Genomic DNA, 17,528 nt, shown 5'->3' with positions numbered 1-17,528 from the left:
GGAGCAAGCTCCCTCGCCACAAAAAATGTCGGAAACAGGGTGCTCGTCCACAACACCCGAGGCCTCAGGCCAACTGACTGCGCAACTGCCGCGCCGCCGCCACCATATTCACCAACGCCGCTTCCGTTTCCGGCCAGCCCCGGGTTTTCAACCCACAGTCGGGGTTGATCCACAACCGCTCGGCGGGAATCCGCTTCACTGCCTTGCTCATCAGCGCAACCATCTCGGCCGTGTCCGGCACCCGTGGCGAGTGGATGTCGTAGACGCCCGGGCCGATGTCGTTGGGGTAGTCGAACGCCTCGAACGCCTCCAGCAATTCCATGTCCGAACGCGAGGTCTCGATGGTGATGACATCGGCGTCCATGTCGGCGATGGCCTTGATCACATCGTTGAATTCGCTGTAGCACATGTGGGTATGGATCTGGGTTTCATCAGCCACCCCCGACGCGCACAAACGGAACGCGTCAACCGCCCAGTCCAGGTATTCCTGCCATTGCCCGCGACGCAGCGGCAACCCTTCGCGGAACGCCGCCTCGTCGATCTGCACAATCTTGATCCCGGCCTTTTCCAGGTCCAGCACTTCGTCCCGCAGGGCCAGGGCCAGTTGTCGGGCCTGGGCCTGGCGCGACACGTCTTCACGGGGGAACGACCACATCAGCATGGTCACGGGGCCGGTGAGCATGCCTTTCATGACCTTGTCGGTCAGGCTTTGCGCGTAGCGGATCCAGTCGACGGTCATGGCGCTCGGCCGACTGATGTCGCCATAGATGATCGCCGGTTTCACGCAGCGCGAACCGTAGCTCTGCACCCAACCGAAACGGGTGAAGACGTAGCCGTCCAGGTGCTCGGCGAAGTATTCCACCATGTCGTTGCGCTCGGCTTCACCGTGCACCAGCACGTCCAGGCCCAGGCGTTCCTGGATCTGCACGGCATGGCGGATCTCGGTGTGCATGGCGTCCTGATAGTCATTGGCCGACAGCTTGCCTTGCTTGTAGGCCTGGCGCGCCAGGCGTATGGCCGGGGTCTGCGGGAAGGAGCCGATGGTGGTGGTGGGAAAGGCCGGCAGTTTCAGACGGGCGCGTTGGCGTTCGATGCGCTTGGCAAACGGCGAGCGCCGCTGACTGTCCTGTGGCCCGATTGCCGCCAGGCGCGCCTGGACCGCGGGTTTGTGAATGCGCGCCGAACGGGCGCGACTGGCCTGCACCTCGCGGCTGTCGGCCAAGGCCTGTTGCACAGCGGGCGCGTGTGGATCGTTCAGGGCATCGCGCAGCACCGCGACTTCACCACACTTCTGCACGGCAAAGGCCAGCCAGCTCTTGAGTTCCGGATCGAGGCGGTCTTCACGCTCCAGGTCCACCGGGCTGTGCAACAGCGAGCATGAGGTGCTGACCCAGAGGTTGTCGCCAAAGCGCTCCTGGGCCGGTTGCAGCTGCGCCAGCGCCTGTTCCAGTTCACAGCGCCAGACGTTGCGGCCATTGACCAGGCCCACCGACAGAATCTTGTAGGTCGGCAGGCGGTCCAGCACCTGGCCCAGTTGTTCCGGGGCGCGCACCGCGTCGATGTGCAAGCCATCCACCGGCAGGCTGACCGCCAGGCCGAGGTTGTCTTGCAGGCCACTGAAATAGGTGGCCACGAGTTTTTTCAGCGGCGAGTACTGGAGGATGTGATAAGCCCGTTCGAAAGCGCTCTTCCAGGCTTGAGGCAGGTCGAGGGTGAGGATCGGTTCGTCGATCTGCACCCACTCCACGCCCTGGGCCTTGAGACGGTTGAGGATCTCCCCGTAGACCGGCAGCAGGCGCTCCAGCAGGCCGAGCTTGTCGAACGCCTCGCCCTTGGCCTTGCCCAGCCACAAGTAGGTCAACGGGCCGATGATCACCGGTTTGACCTGATGGCCCAAGGCATGGGCCTCGTCCACTTCATCGAACAACTGTTCCCAGCTCAGGGCGAAGGTCTGGTCGGCGGAAAACTCCGGGACCAGGTAGTGGTAGTTGGTGTCGAACCACTTGGTCAGTTCCTGGGCGTATTGCGCCTGGCCGTGGTCGGCCCCGCAGCAACTGGCCGTGGCGCCACGGGCCATGGCGAACAGGGTGTCGAGGGTCGGTCGGCCATGGGCATTCAAGGTGCTGTGGAAACGCTGTGGCACGACGCCCAGGGTCAGGGAGTGGCCGAGCACTTGGTCGTACCAGGCAAAGTCCCCGACGGGCAACAGGTCGATGCCGGCGTCTTTCTGCAATTGCCAGTGCCGGGCCCGCAGTTCGCGACCCACCGCCTGCAACGCGGCCGGGGCCAGGTCACCTTTCCAGTAGGCTTCGAGGGCTTTTTTCAGTTCGCGGTCGGCGCCGATGCGAGGGAAACCGAGAGTGTGGGCCAGGGCCATGGTGTGCGTCCTCCTGTAAAAGATGGCGCCATTGTCGACAGCTGACCTTACATGAGACAAACTCAACCTTTTCGTGTTGATCACAAGTTTTACTCATGGAGCAACTCCGGTGCTTGAACTCCGTCACCTCAAGACCCTGCACGCCCTGCGCGAAGCCGACAGCCTGGTCGAAGCCGCCGAACGCCTGCACCTGACCCAGTCCGCCCTCTCCCACCAGTTCAAGGAACTGGAAGAGCGCCTGGGCATGCAGTTGTTCGTGCGCAAGACCAAGCCGGTACGGTTCACCAGCGCCGGCCTGCGCCTGTTGCAACTGGCCGATGCCGCCCTGCCCTTGCTGCGTGGCGCCGAACGGGACATCGCCCGCCTGGCTGGCGGCACCGCCGGACGGCTGCACATGGCCATCGAGTGCCATAGCTGCTTCCAGTGGTTGATGCCGACCATCGACCAATTCCGCGATGCCTGGCCGGAAGTCGAGCTGGACCTGGCCTCGGGCTTCGCTTTCGCGCCGTTGCCAGCCCTGGCCCGGGGCGACCTCGACCTGGTGGTGACTTCCGACCCGCTGGAGCTGGCCGGCATCACCTACGTGCCATTGTTCACCTACGAAGCGATGCTCGCCGTGGCCAACCAGCATCGACTGGCGGGCAAGCCCTACATCGTGCCCGAGGACCTGATCAGCGAAACCCTGATCACCTACCCGGTGGAGCGCGACCGGCTGGACATCTTCACCCGTTTCCTGGAACCGGCCGACATCGAACCGGCCCAGGTGCGCACCTCTGAACTGACGGTGATGATGATGCAACTGGTGGCCAGCGGTCGCGGCGTCTGCGGCATGCCGCACTGGGCCCTGCATGAATACAGTTCGCGGGGGTACGTGAAGGCCAAGCGGCTGGGGGAGAAAGGCTTGTTTGCCACGCTCTACGCGGCGGTGCGCACCGACATGCTCGACGCGCCGTACATGCGCGACTTTTTGCTGACGGCCAAGGACACGTCGTTTTCCACGTTGGACGGGGTCAGTGCCGTGCGCTGACTGCTTTTTGTGGCGAGGGAGCTTGCTCCCGCTGGGCTGCGCAGCAGCCCCTCTCAAGCTCACTCAATCAACCTGATCCACCGCGTCGCCGGGTTCCAGGGCCGCTGTGCGACCCAGCGGGAGCAAGCTCCCTCGCCACAAGGTGTGCGGTGCCTGATCTTTGGTGATTAGGCTGTCCTGATCATTTATACCGGGTCACTGCGATGCAGCGGGGTGTTTTCAAGCTCATAACGCAGTTCGTCGATCAACTTGGCGATGCTCTCTTCCGAACGGACGCTGTCGACACTCATGCCGCTCACCACCAGGTCCACCTCACCGCTTTCACGGTGATACAGGCGTACAGTGAGGGTGCCGTCACCATTGAGGCTGCATTCGCAGGCCAGCGGCGTAAAGCTTTCTTCCAGGCGGGTGCGCAAGGGGGCCAGATGGGTCATGAAATGCACCTCAGCCCTGGGGGCACAAATGAACGGTGGACAGCACCGACCTCCTGGTCCGCATAGGCATCCTGTCGCTCTCATACTGGGTTAGTTCACTGCGCATTGTGGCGTATTCCTTGACTGTTTCGTGGGGACGCGACATCACAGACGATGTCGCACACTGACAGCCTAAGGAACCGCCCCCCCATGCAAAACCCGAATTTGCACCAGCATGCCCGGTGCATTTGCACTGGCTATCATGGTGCCTTCATTCGCCATTCGTTTGCGAATAAACCCCGCTCCCGCGCCCAGACAATCGCCTCGCTGCGGCTATGGACATCCAGTTTCGAATACAGCGTAGCCACGTGATTGCGCACGGTATTGGGCGCCAGCTTCAGGCGCGCGGCGATTTCCTTGTCTGCCAAGCCTTCGCAAATCAGCCCCAGCACGTCACGCTCCCGGGCCGTCAGCTCGGTGAATGACACACTGGGCACCTGGGCGTTGATGCTCTTCACGTTAGCCAATTTTTCAATCAGGGTCCGACTGAACCAGGACGCGTCTTTCATCACCTCTTCGATAGCCGCCACCAGCTCCAGCTCCGAGCGTTTGCGCTCGGTGATGTTCATCAGCACCAGCAGATAGCAAGGCTTGTCCTGGATGAGCACCGTATCGGCGGCGACCTCACAGTCGATGAGTTCGCCACCCTTCTTGTGCACCTTGACGTCGATGCTCGAGACAGCGGCGGCCTTTTCCAGCCGGGCAAACAGCGCGGCGCTGGCGTCCTTGTCGAGAAAGCCGATTTCCTCCACGGTTTTTCCCAGCAGCTCTTCGCTGGCGTAACCGGTGGTCTGGAGAAACGCCTCGTTGATTTCCAACAACTGCTGTTCAGCGCTGCACACCAGCGTGGGTACGGGCGACAGGCGGAACGACTTGGCAAAGCGCTCCTCGCTCTGGCGCAGAGCCGTTTCCGCCTTGCGTCGCGGCTCCATGTCCATGAAGGAAAACAGCATGCAGTCTTCGTCGTGCAGGTCCAGCGGCTGGCCGGCGACGATCACCTGTTTGCAGGTGCCGTCAGGCAATTTCAACTCGGCCTGCATTTGCGGAATGGTCGCGCCCTGCCCCAGGCGTTCGATGGCCAGGTCGCGTCTTTCGGCGGCTTCAAGCACGTCAAGCTCATAGACCGAACGCCCAATCACCTGCTCGCGACTGTAGCCGGTCATCTCCAGGAATCCCGGATTGACCTTGATGTAACGCAGGTCACTGAGGCGACAGATCACCGCTGGTGCCGGGTTGGCCCCGAAGGTTTTCTCGAAGCGCTGCTCGGCGCTGGCCCATTCGGTGGCATCGCTGAGGATCAGCACGAGAAGCTCCGGCTCGCCGTTGCGGTCGGCCAGCACCATGCTGCGGATCCGATGCACCCAGGTCCGATCCGGGTCGGCCTGGGGCGTGACTTCCACCAGCACATCGCTGAACTCATCGCCACGGGCAACCCGGGCGATGGGGTAGTTGTCGTCGCTCAGCGGGTGATTGTTGCGATAACGCAAATTGAAACGCCGGGCGTATTGCCTGGCCGTGGTGCCCAGCTCACTGAGATCCTTGACCCCGTGCATCGCCAAGGCCGCTGCGTTGGCCCAGGCAATGGTCTGGTCGACCTCGATCAACATCACCCCGTCGGACAGCCCGGCAATGATCTGCAGCAATTGACGACGGTTGGTATCGGTGGTCGGGACTTGCTGATTCATTGGGTCTCCATGTGGTCAGTAGGTTTCAAGCATGGATGCGTTGAAGGTTACGACCACATGGGTTTGCAATAGTGCATCGGCCCTTCAAGCCGCCATGCGCCCCTCGGCTATCGCTTGTGAGGCGGCCAGCATCGCTCGCAGCAACACTGCGCAACCGGCGGCGAGGTCGTCCGGGGCGGCGTTTTCGATTTCGTTGTGGCTGATACCCCCTTCGCAAGGCACGAAGATCATCCCGGCCGGGCCCAGTTCGGCGAGGAAGATCGCGTCATGACCGGCACCGCTGACGATGTCCAGGTGGGACAGGCCCAGCCCTTGGGCAGCGCCGCGTACGGCGTCGACGCAGCCCTTGTCGAAATACAGCGGCGGGAAATCGGCCGTGGGTTTCAAATCGAAGGTCAGGCCGTGCTGCTGGCAGGTGTCTTCGATCACCTGCTTGACCTCGGCAATCATCGAATCCAGCCGCGCCGGTTCCAGGTGACGAAAGTCCAGGGTCATGCGCACTTCGCCGGGGATGACATTGCGCGACCCCGGATAAGCTTGCAGGCACCCGACCGTGCCGCAGGCATGGGGTTGATGACCGAGGGCGGCGCGGTTGACGGCGCCGACGATGATCGAGGCGCCCACCAGGGCGTCCTTGCGCAGGTGCATCGGGGTCGGGCCGGCGTGGGCCTCGACGCCGCGCAAGGTCAGGTCGAACCATTTCTGCCCCAATGCGCCCATCACCACGCCGATGGTCTTGCCCTCGTCTTCGAGGATCGGCCCCTGTTCGATGTGCGCCTCGAAATACGCCCCCACCGGATGCCCGCTGACCGGGCGCGGGCCGGCATAGCCGATGGCATTGAGCGCCTGGCCCACGCTGATGCCCTCGGCGTCGACCTTGGCGAGGGTTTCTTCGAGGGTGAATTTTTCCGCGAACACGCCGGAGCCCATCATGCACGGGGCGAAACGCGAGCCTTCTTCGTTGGTCCACACCACCACTTCCAACGGTGCTTCGGTTTCGATGTTCAGGTCATTGAGAGTGCGTAGCACCTCCAGCCCGGAGAGCACGCCAAAGCAGCCGTCGAACTTGCCGCCAGTGGGTTGGGTGTCGATGTGGCTGCCGGTCATCACCGGTGGCAGGTTCGGATTGCGCCCCGGGCGACGGGCGAAGATATTGCCCACCGCATCGATGCTGACGGTGCAGCCCGCCGCCTGGGTCCATTGCACGAACAGGTCGCGGGCCTGGCGGTCGAGGTCGGTCAGGGCCAGCCGACACACACCGCCCTTGACCGTGGCACCGAGCTGGGCCAGGTCCATGAGCGATTGCCACAGGCGATCGCGATTGATGTGCGGGTGGGTGGATTGCAGGACGTCGATGGCTGCGTTCATGGGGATCTCCATTTTTTCAGGCATGTTTTCGGTGTACTTGAGGCCACTATCGCGAGCGAGCTCGCTCGCGATGAGGCCCTTCCTCACACCGCGGTTTTAGCGACGGATGGGCTCGCTCGCATACTGCACAACCCGTAATAAATCACCCCGCCCAGCGCCGAGCCGGTGAACCAGCCGTAGCTGTAGAACCAACTGAACGCATCGCTGCCCAGGGACAACAGCGTCAGCACCACCGGCACGCCAAAGGCGATGAAGCCATTCCAGTTCCACGCCGGGTAAGTGTCGTCGCGGTACAACCCGGCCAGGTCCAGTTGCTGTTTCTTGATCAGGAAATAATCCACCACCATGATCCCGGCAATCGGCCCCAGCAGGCTCGAATAACCCAGCAGCCAGTTGGAATAGACCGACTCCAGGCTGACCTCGGACACAATCAGGCCAAGCTTCTTCAGCAGTTCGTGGGCCATCAGCGCCAGCCCCACCAACCCGGTGAGCATCACCGCCTTGGTGCGACCGATCAGTTTCGGCGCAAGATTCTGGAAGTCGTTGGTGGGCGAGACGATGTTGGCGGCGGTGTTGGTCGAGAGCGTGGCGACAATGATCAGCACCATGGCCAGGGCCACCCATACCGGGCTCTGGATGTGCCCGATCAAGGTCACCGGGTCGGAGACGGTCACCCCCACCAGTTTTTCCGAGGCGGCGGTCATGACCACGCCGAGGGAGGCGAACAGGAACATGGTCAATGGCAGGCCAATGATCTGCCCCACGATCTGGTCTTTCTGACTCCTGGCATAACGGCTGAAGTCAGGAATGTTCAACGACAGCGTGGCCCAGAAACCGACCATGGCCGTCAGGCCGGCAAGGAAGTAGCTGGTCACGCCGGCGCCTTCGGGACGCTTGGCCGGGACCGCCATCAGTTCAGTCAACGAAACGTTGGGCAATGCCCACACCAACAGACCGACGCCCACCAGCACCAGCAGCGGCGCTGACAAGGTTTCCAGCCACTTGATCGACTCGGCACCGCGCAGCACCACCCACAGGTTGATGACCCAGAACACCATGAAGCCGATCACTTCGCCGGTGCCACCCAGGCTCTTCCAGCCTTCGAACACCGAGCCGAGAAACAGGTGGATCGCCAGCCCGCCGAACATGGTCTGGATGCCGAACCAGCCACAGGCCACCAGGGCGCGAATCAGGCACGGCACGTTGGAACCTATCACGCCGAAGGATGAGCGCAACAGCACCGGAAACGGAATGCCGTACTTGGTTCCGGCAAAGGCATTCAGGGTCAGGGGGATCAGCACGATGATGTTGGCAAACAGAATCGCCAGCAGCGCCTCGCCCACCGTCAGGCCGAAATAGGCGGTGAGCACGCCACCGAGGGTGTAGGTCGGCACGCAAATCGCCATGCCCACCCACAGTGCAGTGATGTGCCATTTGTTCCAGGTTCGCTCATGCACCTTGGTCGGCGCGATGTCGTGGTTATAACGGGGGCTGTCGAGGACGTCGCTGCCGGCTTCAAGCTCGAACAATCCGTCGCGCTCGGTCACTGTTGATCTGGTCATGTCCGCTCCACTGTTTTCATTATTTTTGCTCATCGACGGGCGATGGCCGGAGTACTTGCACGCGTGCTACCGACCACCCCGCCAGACCCACGACGGCACTCAATAACCGTGCCGGATAATGCGCTGAGCTGACCGGATGATCGATATAACCCTTTCAACCTTTTGATGTTTAACGTTTTAAAGCCACGTTGTTGCCTTGTTTCACTCCCTGCTTACCGCTCTTGAGGCTAGATGACCTTCACGCCCTGTCGAGGGGGAGATTCAAAGTGGTGCACCCCGGATCAACGCAAGGTGTCTAGACCGCACTTGCAACGCTTTCAAGCCGCTGATTTACCATGACAAATCTCGCTCAAATAACGATCCTGTCAAGTGCGTCAAAATGGTGAGCAGGCTCACCATTTTGGTGAATTTATAAATTAATCCTTTAATTTCAATAAGTTAATTAACGCATAAGCTTATAAAAAATAATCTTGCTCATTTCATAAACTCCAGCTAGCGTCTAATCCTGACAGTCGTGACAAGAATATAAACCGCCACGACTTTACCTACCGTGATCGATAAAACATAAAGAACCGGCAACAGTCGGTCATGCCTGCGAGGAACTCGGAATGTCTCTGTTGATCCGTGGCGCCACCGTTATTACCCATGATGAAAGTTATCGCGCCGATGTGTTTTGCGCCGACGGCGTGATCAAGGCCATTGGTGACAACCTGGATGTTCCGGCCGCTGTCGAAGTGCTCGATGGCGGCGGTCAATACCTGATGCCCGGCGGCATCGATCCCCATACGCATATGCAGTTGCCATTCATGGGCACGGTCGCCAGCGAGGACTTCTTCAGCGGCACGGCAGCCGGTCTGGCCGGGGGCACCACCTCGATCATCGATTTCGTGATTCCCAACCCCCAGCAATCGTTGATGGAAGCCTTTCACCAATGGCGTGGCTGGGCCGAGAAAAGTGCCAGTGACTACGGTTTTCACGTGGCAATCACCTGGTGGAGCGAGCAGGTTCGCGAAGAAATGGCCGAGCTGGTCAGCGATCATGGGGTGAACAGCTTCAAGCATTTCATGGCCTACAAGAATGCGATCATGGCGGCCGACGACACCTTGGTCGCAAGCTTCGAGCGCTGCCTGGAACTGGGCGCGGTGCCCACCGTGCACGCCGAAAACGGCGAACTGGTCTATCACCTGCAACGCAAGCTACTGGCCCAGGGCATCACCGGCCCCGAAGCCCATCCGTTGTCGCGCCCTTCGCAAGTGGAAGGCGAAGCCGCGAGCCGCGCCATCCGCATCGCCGAAACCCTGAGCACACCGCTGTACCTGGTGCATGTGTCGACCAAAGAGGCCCTGGACGAAATCACCTACGCCCGCAGCAAGGGCCAACCGGTCTACGGTGAAGTACTGGCCGGGCATCTGTTGCTGGACGACAGTGTTTATCGCGACCCCGACTGGCAGACCGCCGCCGGCTACGTGATGAGCCCACCCTTTCGCCCACGCGGGCATCAAGAGGCTCTCTGGCACGGCTTGCAATCCGGCAATCTGCACACCACCGCCACCGACCACTGTTGCTTCTGCGCCGAACAGAAGGCTGCCGGCCGCGACGACTTCAGCAAGATCCCCAACGGCACCGCCGGTATCGAAGACCGCATGGCCGTGCTCTGGGACGAGGGGGTCAACAGCGGCAAATTGTCGATGCACGACTTCGTCGCCCTCACCTCCACCAACACCGCGAAGATCTTCAACCTCTACCCGCGCAAAGGGGCGATCCGCGTCGGCGCCGATGCCGACCTGGTGCTCTGGGACCCACAAGGCAGCCGCACGATTTCCGCCAAGACCCACCATCAGCAGGTGGACTTCAACATCTTCGAAGGCAAGACCGTGCGCGGCGTGCCCAGCCACACCATCAGCCAGGGCCGGCTGGTGTGGGCCGACGGCGACCTGCGGGCCGAGCGCGGCGCCGGGCGCTACATCGAGCGGCCGGCGTATCCGGCGGTGTTCGATTTGCTGAGCAAGCGGGCGGAGTTGAACAAGCCAACCGCCGTGAAACGCTGAAATCCGGGCCTTTGAACGTTCCCACGCTCCGCGTGGGAATGCCTCTGGGGACGCTCCGCGTTCCGCTCTGGGACGCAGAGCGTCCCGGGCTGCATTCCCACGCAGAGCGCGGGAACGATCAAGGCAACGAAAAAAACCACTGCCCACCAGAGGCAGCACCTCAAACACCGTGAGGCCCACTCCATGATCCAGCCCTTGAGTCACCTCCCCCATTCCCAGGAAGACCCGGCCACCCTCGCCGCCCGCTTCAGCGACCTGGCGCCACCGCTCAATGCGCGCCAGGCCCACCTGGAAGCCTCCCGGTGCCTGTATTGCTACGACGCACCGTGCGTGAACGCCTGTCCAAGCGAAATCGATATCCCTTCATTCATCCGCAACATCCACCAGGACAACGTCCAAGGCGCGGCCCAGAAAATCCTCTCGGCCAACATCCTCGGCGGCAGTTGTGCCCGGGTCTGCCCCACGGAGATCCTTTGCCAGCAAGCCTGCGTGCGCAACAACGTCCATGAATGCGCGCCGGTATTGATCGGCCAGCTGCAACGCTACGCCGTGGATAACGCCCATTTCAGCGAACACCCGTTCAAACGTGCCGCCACCACTGGCAAACGCATCGCGGTGGTCGGTGCCGGCCCGGCGGGCTTGTCCTGCGCCCATCGCAGCGCGATGCACGGCCATGACGTGGTGATTTTCGAGGCCCGTGAAAAAGCCGGTGGTCTCAACGAATACGGGATCGCCAAGTACAAACTGGTGGACGACTACGCCCAACGTGAACTGGACTTCCTGTTGGAGATCGGCGGCATCGAAATCCGCCATGGCCAGAAACTCGGCGAAAACCTGAGCCTGAGCGACCTGCACCAGCAGTTCGACGCAGTGTTCCTCGGCCTCGGCCTGGCCGCCAGCAAACAACTGGGCCTGAGCGACGAACAGGCGCCGGGGCTGCTGGCCGCCACCGAATACATCCGCGAACTGCGCCAGGCCGACGACCTCAGCCAGTTGCCGCTGGCCGACCGCTGCATCGTGCTCGGCGCCGGTAACACCGCCATCGACATGGCCGTGCAGATGGCCCGCCTCGGCGCCCGAGACGTCAGCCTGGTGTACCGTCGCGGCCTGGAGGACATGGGCGCCACCGTCCATGAACAGGACATTGCCAAGGCCAATCAAGTGCGCCTGTTGACCTGGGCCCAGCCGCAACAGATCTTGCTCGACGACGCGGGGCATGTGCGCGGTATGCGCTTCTCCCGCACCCACCTGGAAAACGGTCGGCTGGTCATCGGCACCGACACCTTCGACCTGCCCGCCGACGCCATTTTCAAAGCCATCGGCCAAGCCTTCGATGACACCGCACTGGTGGACCCGCTGGCCCGGGAGCTCAAGCGCCAGGACGGGCGGATCCTGGTGGACGAACACCTGCGCACCAGCATTCCCGGTGTCTACGCCGGCGGCGATTGCACCAGCCTGGACCAGGACCTCACCGTGCAGGCCGTGCAGCACGGCAAGCTCGCCGCCGAGGCGATCAACGCTCAACTGATGCTCAACGTGGAGGCTGCGTAAATGGCCGATCTGTCGATTGTCTTCGCCGGCATCAAAGCCCCCAATCCGTTCTGGCTGGCCTCCGCGCCGCCCACCGACAAGGCCTACAACGTGGTCCGCGCCTTCGAGGCCGGCTGGGGGGGCGTGGTCTGGAAAACCCTCGGGGAGGATCCGGCGGCGGTGAACGTGTCGTCGCGCTACTCAGCCCATTACGGCGCCAATCGCGAGGTGTTGGGCATCAACAACATCGAGCTGATCACCGACCGTTCCCTGGAGATCAACCTGCGGGAAATCACCCAGGTGAAAAAGGATTGGCCAGACCGGGCGTTGATCGTGTCGCTGATGGTGCCCTGCGTCGAAGAATCCTGGAAACGCATCCTGCCGTTGGTGGAGGCCACCGGCGCCGACGGCATCGAGCTGAACTTCGGCTGCCCCCACGGCATGCCGGAACGCGGCATGGGCGCGGCGGTCGGCCAGGTGCCGGAGTACGTCGAGCAAGTAACCCGTTGGTGCAAGACCTATTGCTCGTTGCCGGTGATCGTCAAGCTCACGCCGAACATCACCGACATCCGCGTCGCCGCCCGGGCCGCCCATCGCGGCGGCGCGGATGCGGTGTCGTTGATCAACACCATCAACTCCATCACCAGCGTCGACCTCGACCGCATGGTCGCCCTGCCCAGCGTCGGCAGCCAGAGCACCCACGGCGGTTACTGCGGTTCGGCGGTCAAGCCCATCGCCCTGAACATGGTCGCCGAAATCGCCCGCGACCCACAGACCCACGGCTTGCCGATCTGCGGCATAGGGGGCATCGGCAGTTGGCGCGACGCGGCGGAATTCATCGCCTTGGGCAGCGGCGCGGTGCAAGTCTGCACCGCCGCAATGCTGCATGGCTTTCGTATCGTCGAAGAAATGAAGGACGGCCTGTCACGCTGGATGGACGAACACGGCCACGCCAACCTCCAGGCCTTCTCCGGTCGCGCAGTGAGCAACACCACCGACTGGAAGTACCTGGACATCAACTACCAGGTCATCGCAAAAATCGACCAAGAGGCCTGCATCGGTTGCGGTCGCTGCCACATCGCCTGCGAAGACACCTCACACCAGGCCATCGCCAGCCTCAAGCAAGCGGACGGCACACGCAAATATGAGGTGATCGATGAAGAATGCGTGGGCTGCAACCTGTGCCAGATCACCTGCCCGGTGCAGGACTGCATCGAAATGGTGACGGTGGACACCGGCAAGCCGTTCCTGGATTGGAACCATGATCCGCGTAATCCCTATCATGTGGCGGTTTGAAAGTTGAGGTGCCTGGGCTGACGCCATCGCGAGCAAGCTCGCTCCCACACTGGATCTCTGGCGTACACAACATCTGTGAACGACACAATCCCCTGTGGGAGTGAGCTTGCTCGCGATGAGGCCCTAAGCCACAGCACAAAACCTCAGGGCTCCCCCACCAGAAGCGCCCTATCCAACTAACAGTTCTGTTAGTAGACGGCCTCCCAAAAATATCCGAGTCTGACACAGCCCAGTTCGCCAAGCAGAACCCAGCCCATGTCAGCGCCGCCAATGAAAATACTGTGCCGCTATCAATATGACCCACTGGATCGCCTCGTAGGCTTGAAGCCTCTGGAGAGCCCAGGCACCCAACGTTTCTATCAAGAAGACGAGTTGGTTAACGAGATAGAGGGTGAGTCGCAGCTGACGATCATGCGTCACGGCCCCCAGCCGCTGGCGCAACGATCAGGCACCGACGACGACGCCGCTGAGACGACGCTGTTGGCAACGGATCAACAACGTTCGTTGCTCAGGACAGTGGCGGATGCGCACTCGCAACAGATGGTCTATACCGCCTATGGTTATCGCCCTGGGGAAAGCGGTTTGAGTTGCCTGCTCGGTTTTAATGGGGAGCGTCCTGACTCGATAACCGGTCATTATTTGTTGGGACAGGGTAATCGGGCTTTTAATCCGGTGTTGATGCGGTTCAATAGTCCGGATGAGTTGAGTCCTTTTGGGGAGGGGGGGATTAATGCGTATGCTTATTGTGGGAATGATCCGATTAATCAATATGATCCGAGTGGGAATTACAAAGTATGGAATATCCCAATAAGTTATCCAAATAGATACTCAACATTCACAATCCAATCCACCATTATTTCCCGCCCCACTGCTTCCCGACCCATTCTTATAGGGCGAGTTAACCCAACGAGGAATTTGCTAGCCAATTCCCGATCAACTTCGGCCACGCCAGCTGCCAATCCTATTACTAATGCGACCCATATGAGATTTAGAATATTGCTTCCTGAGGGCGAGCCTAGAGGATTCAGTTCTCACCATACCGGCCAACAACCCCCACAGCAAAAATCCAGTCTAAATCACGCAAGAAAGCGCCAAGCGGCTGGACACTTTTACGATGAAGTCGTAGGTGGATGGATAGAAAAATACCCCAACAGACGTATATCGATAGATACAACGGAATTCGATGCCGCCACTGCAAATCTGGAAGCGCTTAGAGAAAAAAGGGCCGAGCCGGAATTGATCATCCAGGAGGCCGCGAGAGTCCAAAGGCTTCGGCTGGACCTGAAAATAATCTCTCTAAGGAAAATGGGATTTGAAACCGGAATCACTCTCAGAAAGAAACGAGGAGGAAAAACCGAGAAAATTCGCAGACAATAGAGCGTGAAACACCGCTATCCAACTTCATCAGCTACCGCCCCCCCATAGCGCCCGAACTACGGCTCCAACCCAATCCCCCGCAAAATCACACTGGTCACGGTCTGCACCGCCCGCTCGAACTGCATGTCCGACAGCGGCTGGTGGTCGTTGAGAATGTTGATCTGGTGGTCGAAGTCGGCGTAGTGCTGGGTCGAGGCCCAGATCATGTAGAGCAGGCTTGAGGGTTCTATCGGGAGGATGCGTTTGTCTTCCACCCATTGGCGGATCTTCGCTTCCTTCATCTTGGCCCAGTCGTAGAGGCTGGCGTCCAAGGCCTGGCCCAGGGTCGGGGCGCCGTGGATGATTTCGTTGGCCCAGACTTTCGAGCCGTAGGGGCGGCTGCGGGAGTGGTTCATCTTGGCGCGGATGTAGCTGCTGAGCACCACCCGGGGGTCGTCGAACATTTCGAAGCACAAGGCGTCCTGCTTCCAGACCTCCAGCAGGTCGAACAGCACGGCGCTGTACAGTTCGCTCTTGGTGCTGAAGTAGTAGTGCAGGTTGGAACGGGGCAATTGCACTTCGGCGGCGATGTCGGCCATGGCGGTGCTGCCAAAGCCTTTTTCGGCAAAGACCTTCTCGGCGGCCAGCAGGATTTTCTCGACGTTACTGCGACGAATCTCGATCTTGTGATTGCCCATGAGGGCTCCCTGGGGACAGCGTTGACCAAGGTTAGCATTCACTCACTTTCGATAACACTGGGGGCTCGCTCCCTATTTGACCGTGCATGTTCAGGCGGATGTACATAGTGCCCTTGTGGCGAGGGAGCTTGCTCCCGCTGGACTGCGAAGCAGGCCCAAGTTCTTTGTTTCAGCACAATTTTTTTGGGGCGGCTTCGCCACCCAGCGGGAGCAAGCTCCCTCGCCACGGGGGGTTATGTCGGCTGACGGGTTTCGATGTTGTCCAGTGCACGGTTGGCAAGCAGGCTGCCCAGTTCGATCAGTTGTTGGATGCCTAGGAGGAAATGCCGGCGTGAACCATCCAGGTCGAAAGCCAGGTCACTGACCATGACATTGGCCGAGGCCAGGGTTTCGCTGAGGTTGGCGAGCAGGCTTTCGGTGTCGACGTTTTGGATGACGGTGAAGAGTTGGACGGGCGCAGTTGCTGCTTCGGGTTTGTCCGGTTTTGGGTTGAGGTAGTAGTCGAGGGCGCGCTCAGCGGCTTCGTCGAGTTTCTTGCGCGGTGACGTGGGATCGGTATTAGGTGGATTCGGGGTTGCTTTGAACATGATGAAACTCCAGATGAGAAAGTTGGAGCCATCACTCTCGCTACCAAACGAAGGGTGGTGGCCATACGAAGGTTGGTAGACCGGTCATCTGGCACCCGGCGCGTCCGAGGACGCCCTACGCATGACCACCATAAAGCAGAGGCGTAAAAATCTTCTGCATCAGGTGCACTTGCGCCAGAAAAAACCGGGCTACCAAACCCGATCGCTGATTCATCAGCGACCCGGAAACGATAAAACCCGACCGCCAGGCGCACAAGCCGGCGGATTCTGGCGCAGGTGTAGGCAATGGCGCAAGACAACGTAGCCCGATCCAGAACGATCCTACATTCGGATAAACACTGCCCTGTTTGGACTGGAAACACGGGTTAACAAACGCCTGCCGATCGGGTCGCGGAGGCGCTGGAAGATCGTTCCTCACGCTCCGCGTGGGAATGCCGCCAGGGACGCTCCGCGTTCCGCTTCTGGAAGGTGACGCAGAGCGTCACGGGATGCATTACCACGCAGAGCGTGGGAACGATCGGGTCGCGGCGGCTGTGGAAGATCGTTCCTCACGCTCCGCGTGGGAATGCCGCCAGGGACGCTCCACGTTCCGCTTCTGGAGGTGACGCAGAGCGTCACGGGCTGCATGCCTACGCAGAGCGTGGGAACGATCTACACTTGGGCCTGCTTCGCAGTCCAGCGGGAGCAAGCTCCCTCGCCACAGGAGACTTCTTCGTCTGTTAGATCGTGGGCATTCGACTAATGTCTTAGACCAGTCATCGCACAACCAACCCCGCGCAACGCGCCCTCAGAGTCCCGCACAGGCCTGGCGTCAAAGCCTTCTATCTTCACTTCGCTCACCTGCAACCATTGAAATGCCTCATTTTGAAGCACCCTCGGCTTGGACAATTCCGATAATGGCCAGTTGACAACGACGTGCGGCTTCCAAATAATCGCCCTCATGTTGTACGACGACGTATAACAAATAAAAACAACAAAAAAGTAGGGAGCGTCATAGTGAGCACACGTGTCCGTTTTTCGCCCGAGCACCGTCCAAACCACCGTACCCTTCTCAACACCAGCCCTGCACTGATCCTGCTCGGTTGCAGCAGCCTGTCTCTGTTTCTCCCGATGACCGCCAGCGCCGAAGGCTTCGTCGATGATGCCAAAGCCACGCTGAACCTGCGCAACGCCTATTTCAACCGTAACTTCACCAACCCGAACAATGCCCAAGGCAAAGCCGAGGAATGGACCCAGAGTTTCATCCTCGACGCCAAGTCCGGTTTCACCCAGGGCGTGGTCGGTTTCGGCGTGGACGTGCTCGGCACGTACTCGCTCAAGCTCGACGGCGGCCGTGGCACGGCAGGTACGCAATTGCTGCCGGTGCATGACGATGGTCGCCCCGCCGATGACTTCGGTCGCCTGGGTGTCGCCCTCAAGGCCAAGGTGTCGAAGACCGAATTGAAAGTCGGCGAATGGATGCCAGTGCTGCCGATCCTGCGCTCCGACGACGGCCGTTCCCTGCCGCAAACCTTTCGTGGC

Annotated in this window: 13 protein-coding genes; 6 read left to right on the top strand and 7 right to left on the bottom strand. The window is 60.7% G+C overall.

Going from position 1 to position 17,528, the window contains the following annotated elements; translation table 11 throughout:
- Nucleotides 1-64: 64 nt before the first annotated feature.
- A complete protein-coding gene (metE, locus tag V7773_RS12380) occupies nucleotides 65-2,377 on the bottom strand; it encodes a 5-methyltetrahydropteroyltriglutamate--homocysteine S-methyltransferase (protein ID WP_336073617.1) in 2,313 nt (770 codons plus the stop codon).
- 109 nt (nucleotides 2,378-2,486) lie between these two features.
- Between metE and metR the strand changes: the two genes are divergently transcribed.
- Nucleotides 2,487-3,404 carry a transcriptional regulator MetR gene (metR, locus tag V7773_RS12375; RefSeq protein ID WP_058546066.1) on the top strand — a complete coding sequence of 306 codons (918 nt, stop codon included), beginning with the start codon at nucleotides 2,487-2,489 and terminating at the stop codon, nucleotides 3,402-3,404.
- Between the two features lie 185 nt (nucleotides 3,405-3,589).
- Here the strand turns inward: metR and V7773_RS12370 are convergent, their stop codons facing one another.
- The 4 genes from V7773_RS12370 to V7773_RS12355 form a co-directional block, all read right to left on the bottom strand.
- Nucleotides 3,590-3,838, bottom strand: coding sequence for a DUF1652 domain-containing protein (locus tag V7773_RS12370; RefSeq protein WP_092464339.1), 249 nt, complete (start codon nucleotides 3,836-3,838; stop codon nucleotides 3,590-3,592).
- Nucleotides 3,839-4,077: 239 nt separating this feature from the next.
- Nucleotides 4,078-5,562, bottom strand: a complete 1,485-nt coding sequence (locus V7773_RS12365) for a helix-turn-helix transcriptional regulator (protein ID WP_092146039.1) — start codon at nucleotides 5,560-5,562, stop codon at nucleotides 4,078-4,080.
- A gap of 84 nt (nucleotides 5,563-5,646) precedes the next feature.
- Complete coding sequence (locus V7773_RS12360; protein WP_063320667.1) at nucleotides 5,647-6,930, bottom strand: Zn-dependent hydrolase; 1,284 nt, start codon at nucleotides 6,928-6,930, stop codon at nucleotides 5,647-5,649.
- Nucleotides 6,931-7,013: 83 nt separating this feature from the next.
- Nucleotides 7,014-8,492 carry an NCS1 family nucleobase:cation symporter-1 gene (locus tag V7773_RS12355; RefSeq protein WP_092146041.1) on the bottom strand — a complete coding sequence of 493 codons (1,479 nt, stop codon included), beginning with the start codon at nucleotides 8,490-8,492 and terminating at the stop codon, nucleotides 7,014-7,016.
- 608 nt (nucleotides 8,493-9,100) lie between these two features.
- On the opposite strand from V7773_RS12355, the gene hydA reads away from it, so the two are divergent.
- The 4 genes from hydA (at nucleotide 9,101) to V7773_RS12335 (ending at nucleotide 14,743) form a co-directional block, all read left to right on the top strand.
- Nucleotides 9,101-10,540 (top strand): dihydropyrimidinase, encoded by a 1,440-nt coding sequence (gene hydA / locus V7773_RS12350; RefSeq protein ID WP_336073614.1) that lies wholly within the window; start codon nucleotides 9,101-9,103, stop codon nucleotides 10,538-10,540.
- Between the two features lie 183 nt (nucleotides 10,541-10,723).
- A complete protein-coding gene (locus tag V7773_RS12345) occupies nucleotides 10,724-12,091 on the top strand; it encodes an NAD(P)-dependent oxidoreductase (protein ID WP_336073613.1) in 1,368 nt (455 codons plus the stop codon).
- On the top strand, nucleotides 12,092-13,366 hold the full coding sequence (preA, locus tag V7773_RS12340) for an NAD-dependent dihydropyrimidine dehydrogenase subunit PreA (protein ID WP_336073611.1): 1,275 nt from the start codon (nucleotides 12,092-12,094) through the stop codon (nucleotides 13,364-13,366).
- Nucleotides 13,367-13,621: 255 nt separating this feature from the next.
- A complete protein-coding gene (locus tag V7773_RS12335; RefSeq protein WP_336073610.1) occupies nucleotides 13,622-14,743 on the top strand; it encodes an RHS repeat-associated core domain-containing protein in 1,122 nt (373 codons plus the stop codon).
- A 56-nt stretch (nucleotides 14,744-14,799) separates the two neighbouring features.
- Here the strand turns inward: V7773_RS12335 and V7773_RS12330 are convergent, their stop codons facing one another.
- Together V7773_RS12330 and V7773_RS12325 are read right to left on the bottom strand one after the other, a co-directional pair.
- Nucleotides 14,800-15,420 (bottom strand): TetR/AcrR family transcriptional regulator, encoded by a 621-nt coding sequence (locus V7773_RS12330; protein WP_092146051.1) that lies wholly within the window; start codon nucleotides 15,418-15,420, stop codon nucleotides 14,800-14,802.
- Between the two features lie 233 nt (nucleotides 15,421-15,653).
- Nucleotides 15,654-16,007: a DUF6124 family protein gene (locus tag V7773_RS12325; protein ID WP_336073608.1), complete on the bottom strand. Its 354-nt coding sequence runs from the start codon at nucleotides 16,005-16,007 to the stop codon at nucleotides 15,654-15,656.
- 1,110 nt (nucleotides 16,008-17,117) lie between these two features.
- Between V7773_RS12325 and V7773_RS12320 the strand changes: the two genes are divergently transcribed.
- Nucleotides 17,118-17,528, top strand: a 411-nt coding sequence (locus V7773_RS12320) for an OprD family outer membrane porin (RefSeq protein ID WP_336073720.1), incomplete at its 3' end; no start/stop codon positions are given.

Origin of the sequence: Pseudomonas sp. 3JA (assembly GCF_036961705.1) — a bacterium.
Classification (GTDB): Bacteria; Pseudomonadota; Gammaproteobacteria; order Pseudomonadales; family Pseudomonadaceae; genus Aquipseudomonas; species Aquipseudomonas fluorescens_Q.
Note: the sequence above shows the minus strand (reverse complement) of the source record. Positions and strands in the feature narration are given on the sequence as shown.

Bases quoted from the DNA above. Each gene is read 5' to 3' on its own strand.
- V7773_RS12325 (WP_336073608.1), bottom strand. From the start codon at position 16,007: ATGTTCAAAGCAACCCCGAATCCACCTAATACCGATCCCACGTCACCG.
- V7773_RS12330 (WP_092146051.1), bottom strand. From the start codon at position 15,420: ATGGGCAATCACAAGATCGAGATTCGTCGCAGTAACGTCGAGAAAATC.
- V7773_RS12335 (WP_336073610.1), top strand. From the start codon at position 13,622: ATGTCAGCGCCGCCAATGAAAATACTGTGCCGCTATCAATATGACCCA.
- V7773_RS12360 (WP_063320667.1), bottom strand. From the start codon at position 6,930: ATGAACGCAGCCATCGACGTCCTGCAATCCACCCACCCGCACATCAAT.
- V7773_RS12345 (WP_336073613.1), top strand. From the start codon at position 10,724: ATGATCCAGCCCTTGAGTCACCTCCCCCATTCCCAGGAAGACCCGGCC.
- V7773_RS12370 (WP_092464339.1), bottom strand. From the start codon at position 3,838: ATGACCCATCTGGCCCCCTTGCGCACCCGCCTGGAAGAAAGCTTTACG.
- V7773_RS12355 (WP_092146041.1), bottom strand. From the start codon at position 8,492: ATGACCAGATCAACAGTGACCGAGCGCGACGGATTGTTCGAGCTTGAA.
- metE (WP_336073617.1), bottom strand. From the start codon at position 2,377: ATGGCCCTGGCCCACACTCTCGGTTTCCCTCGCATCGGCGCCGACCGC.
- hydA (WP_336073614.1), top strand. From the start codon at position 9,101: ATGTCTCTGTTGATCCGTGGCGCCACCGTTATTACCCATGATGAAAGT.
- preA (WP_336073611.1), top strand. From the start codon at position 12,092: ATGGCCGATCTGTCGATTGTCTTCGCCGGCATCAAAGCCCCCAATCCG.
- V7773_RS12365 (WP_092146039.1), bottom strand. From the start codon at position 5,562: ATGAATCAGCAAGTCCCGACCACCGATACCAACCGTCGTCAATTGCTG.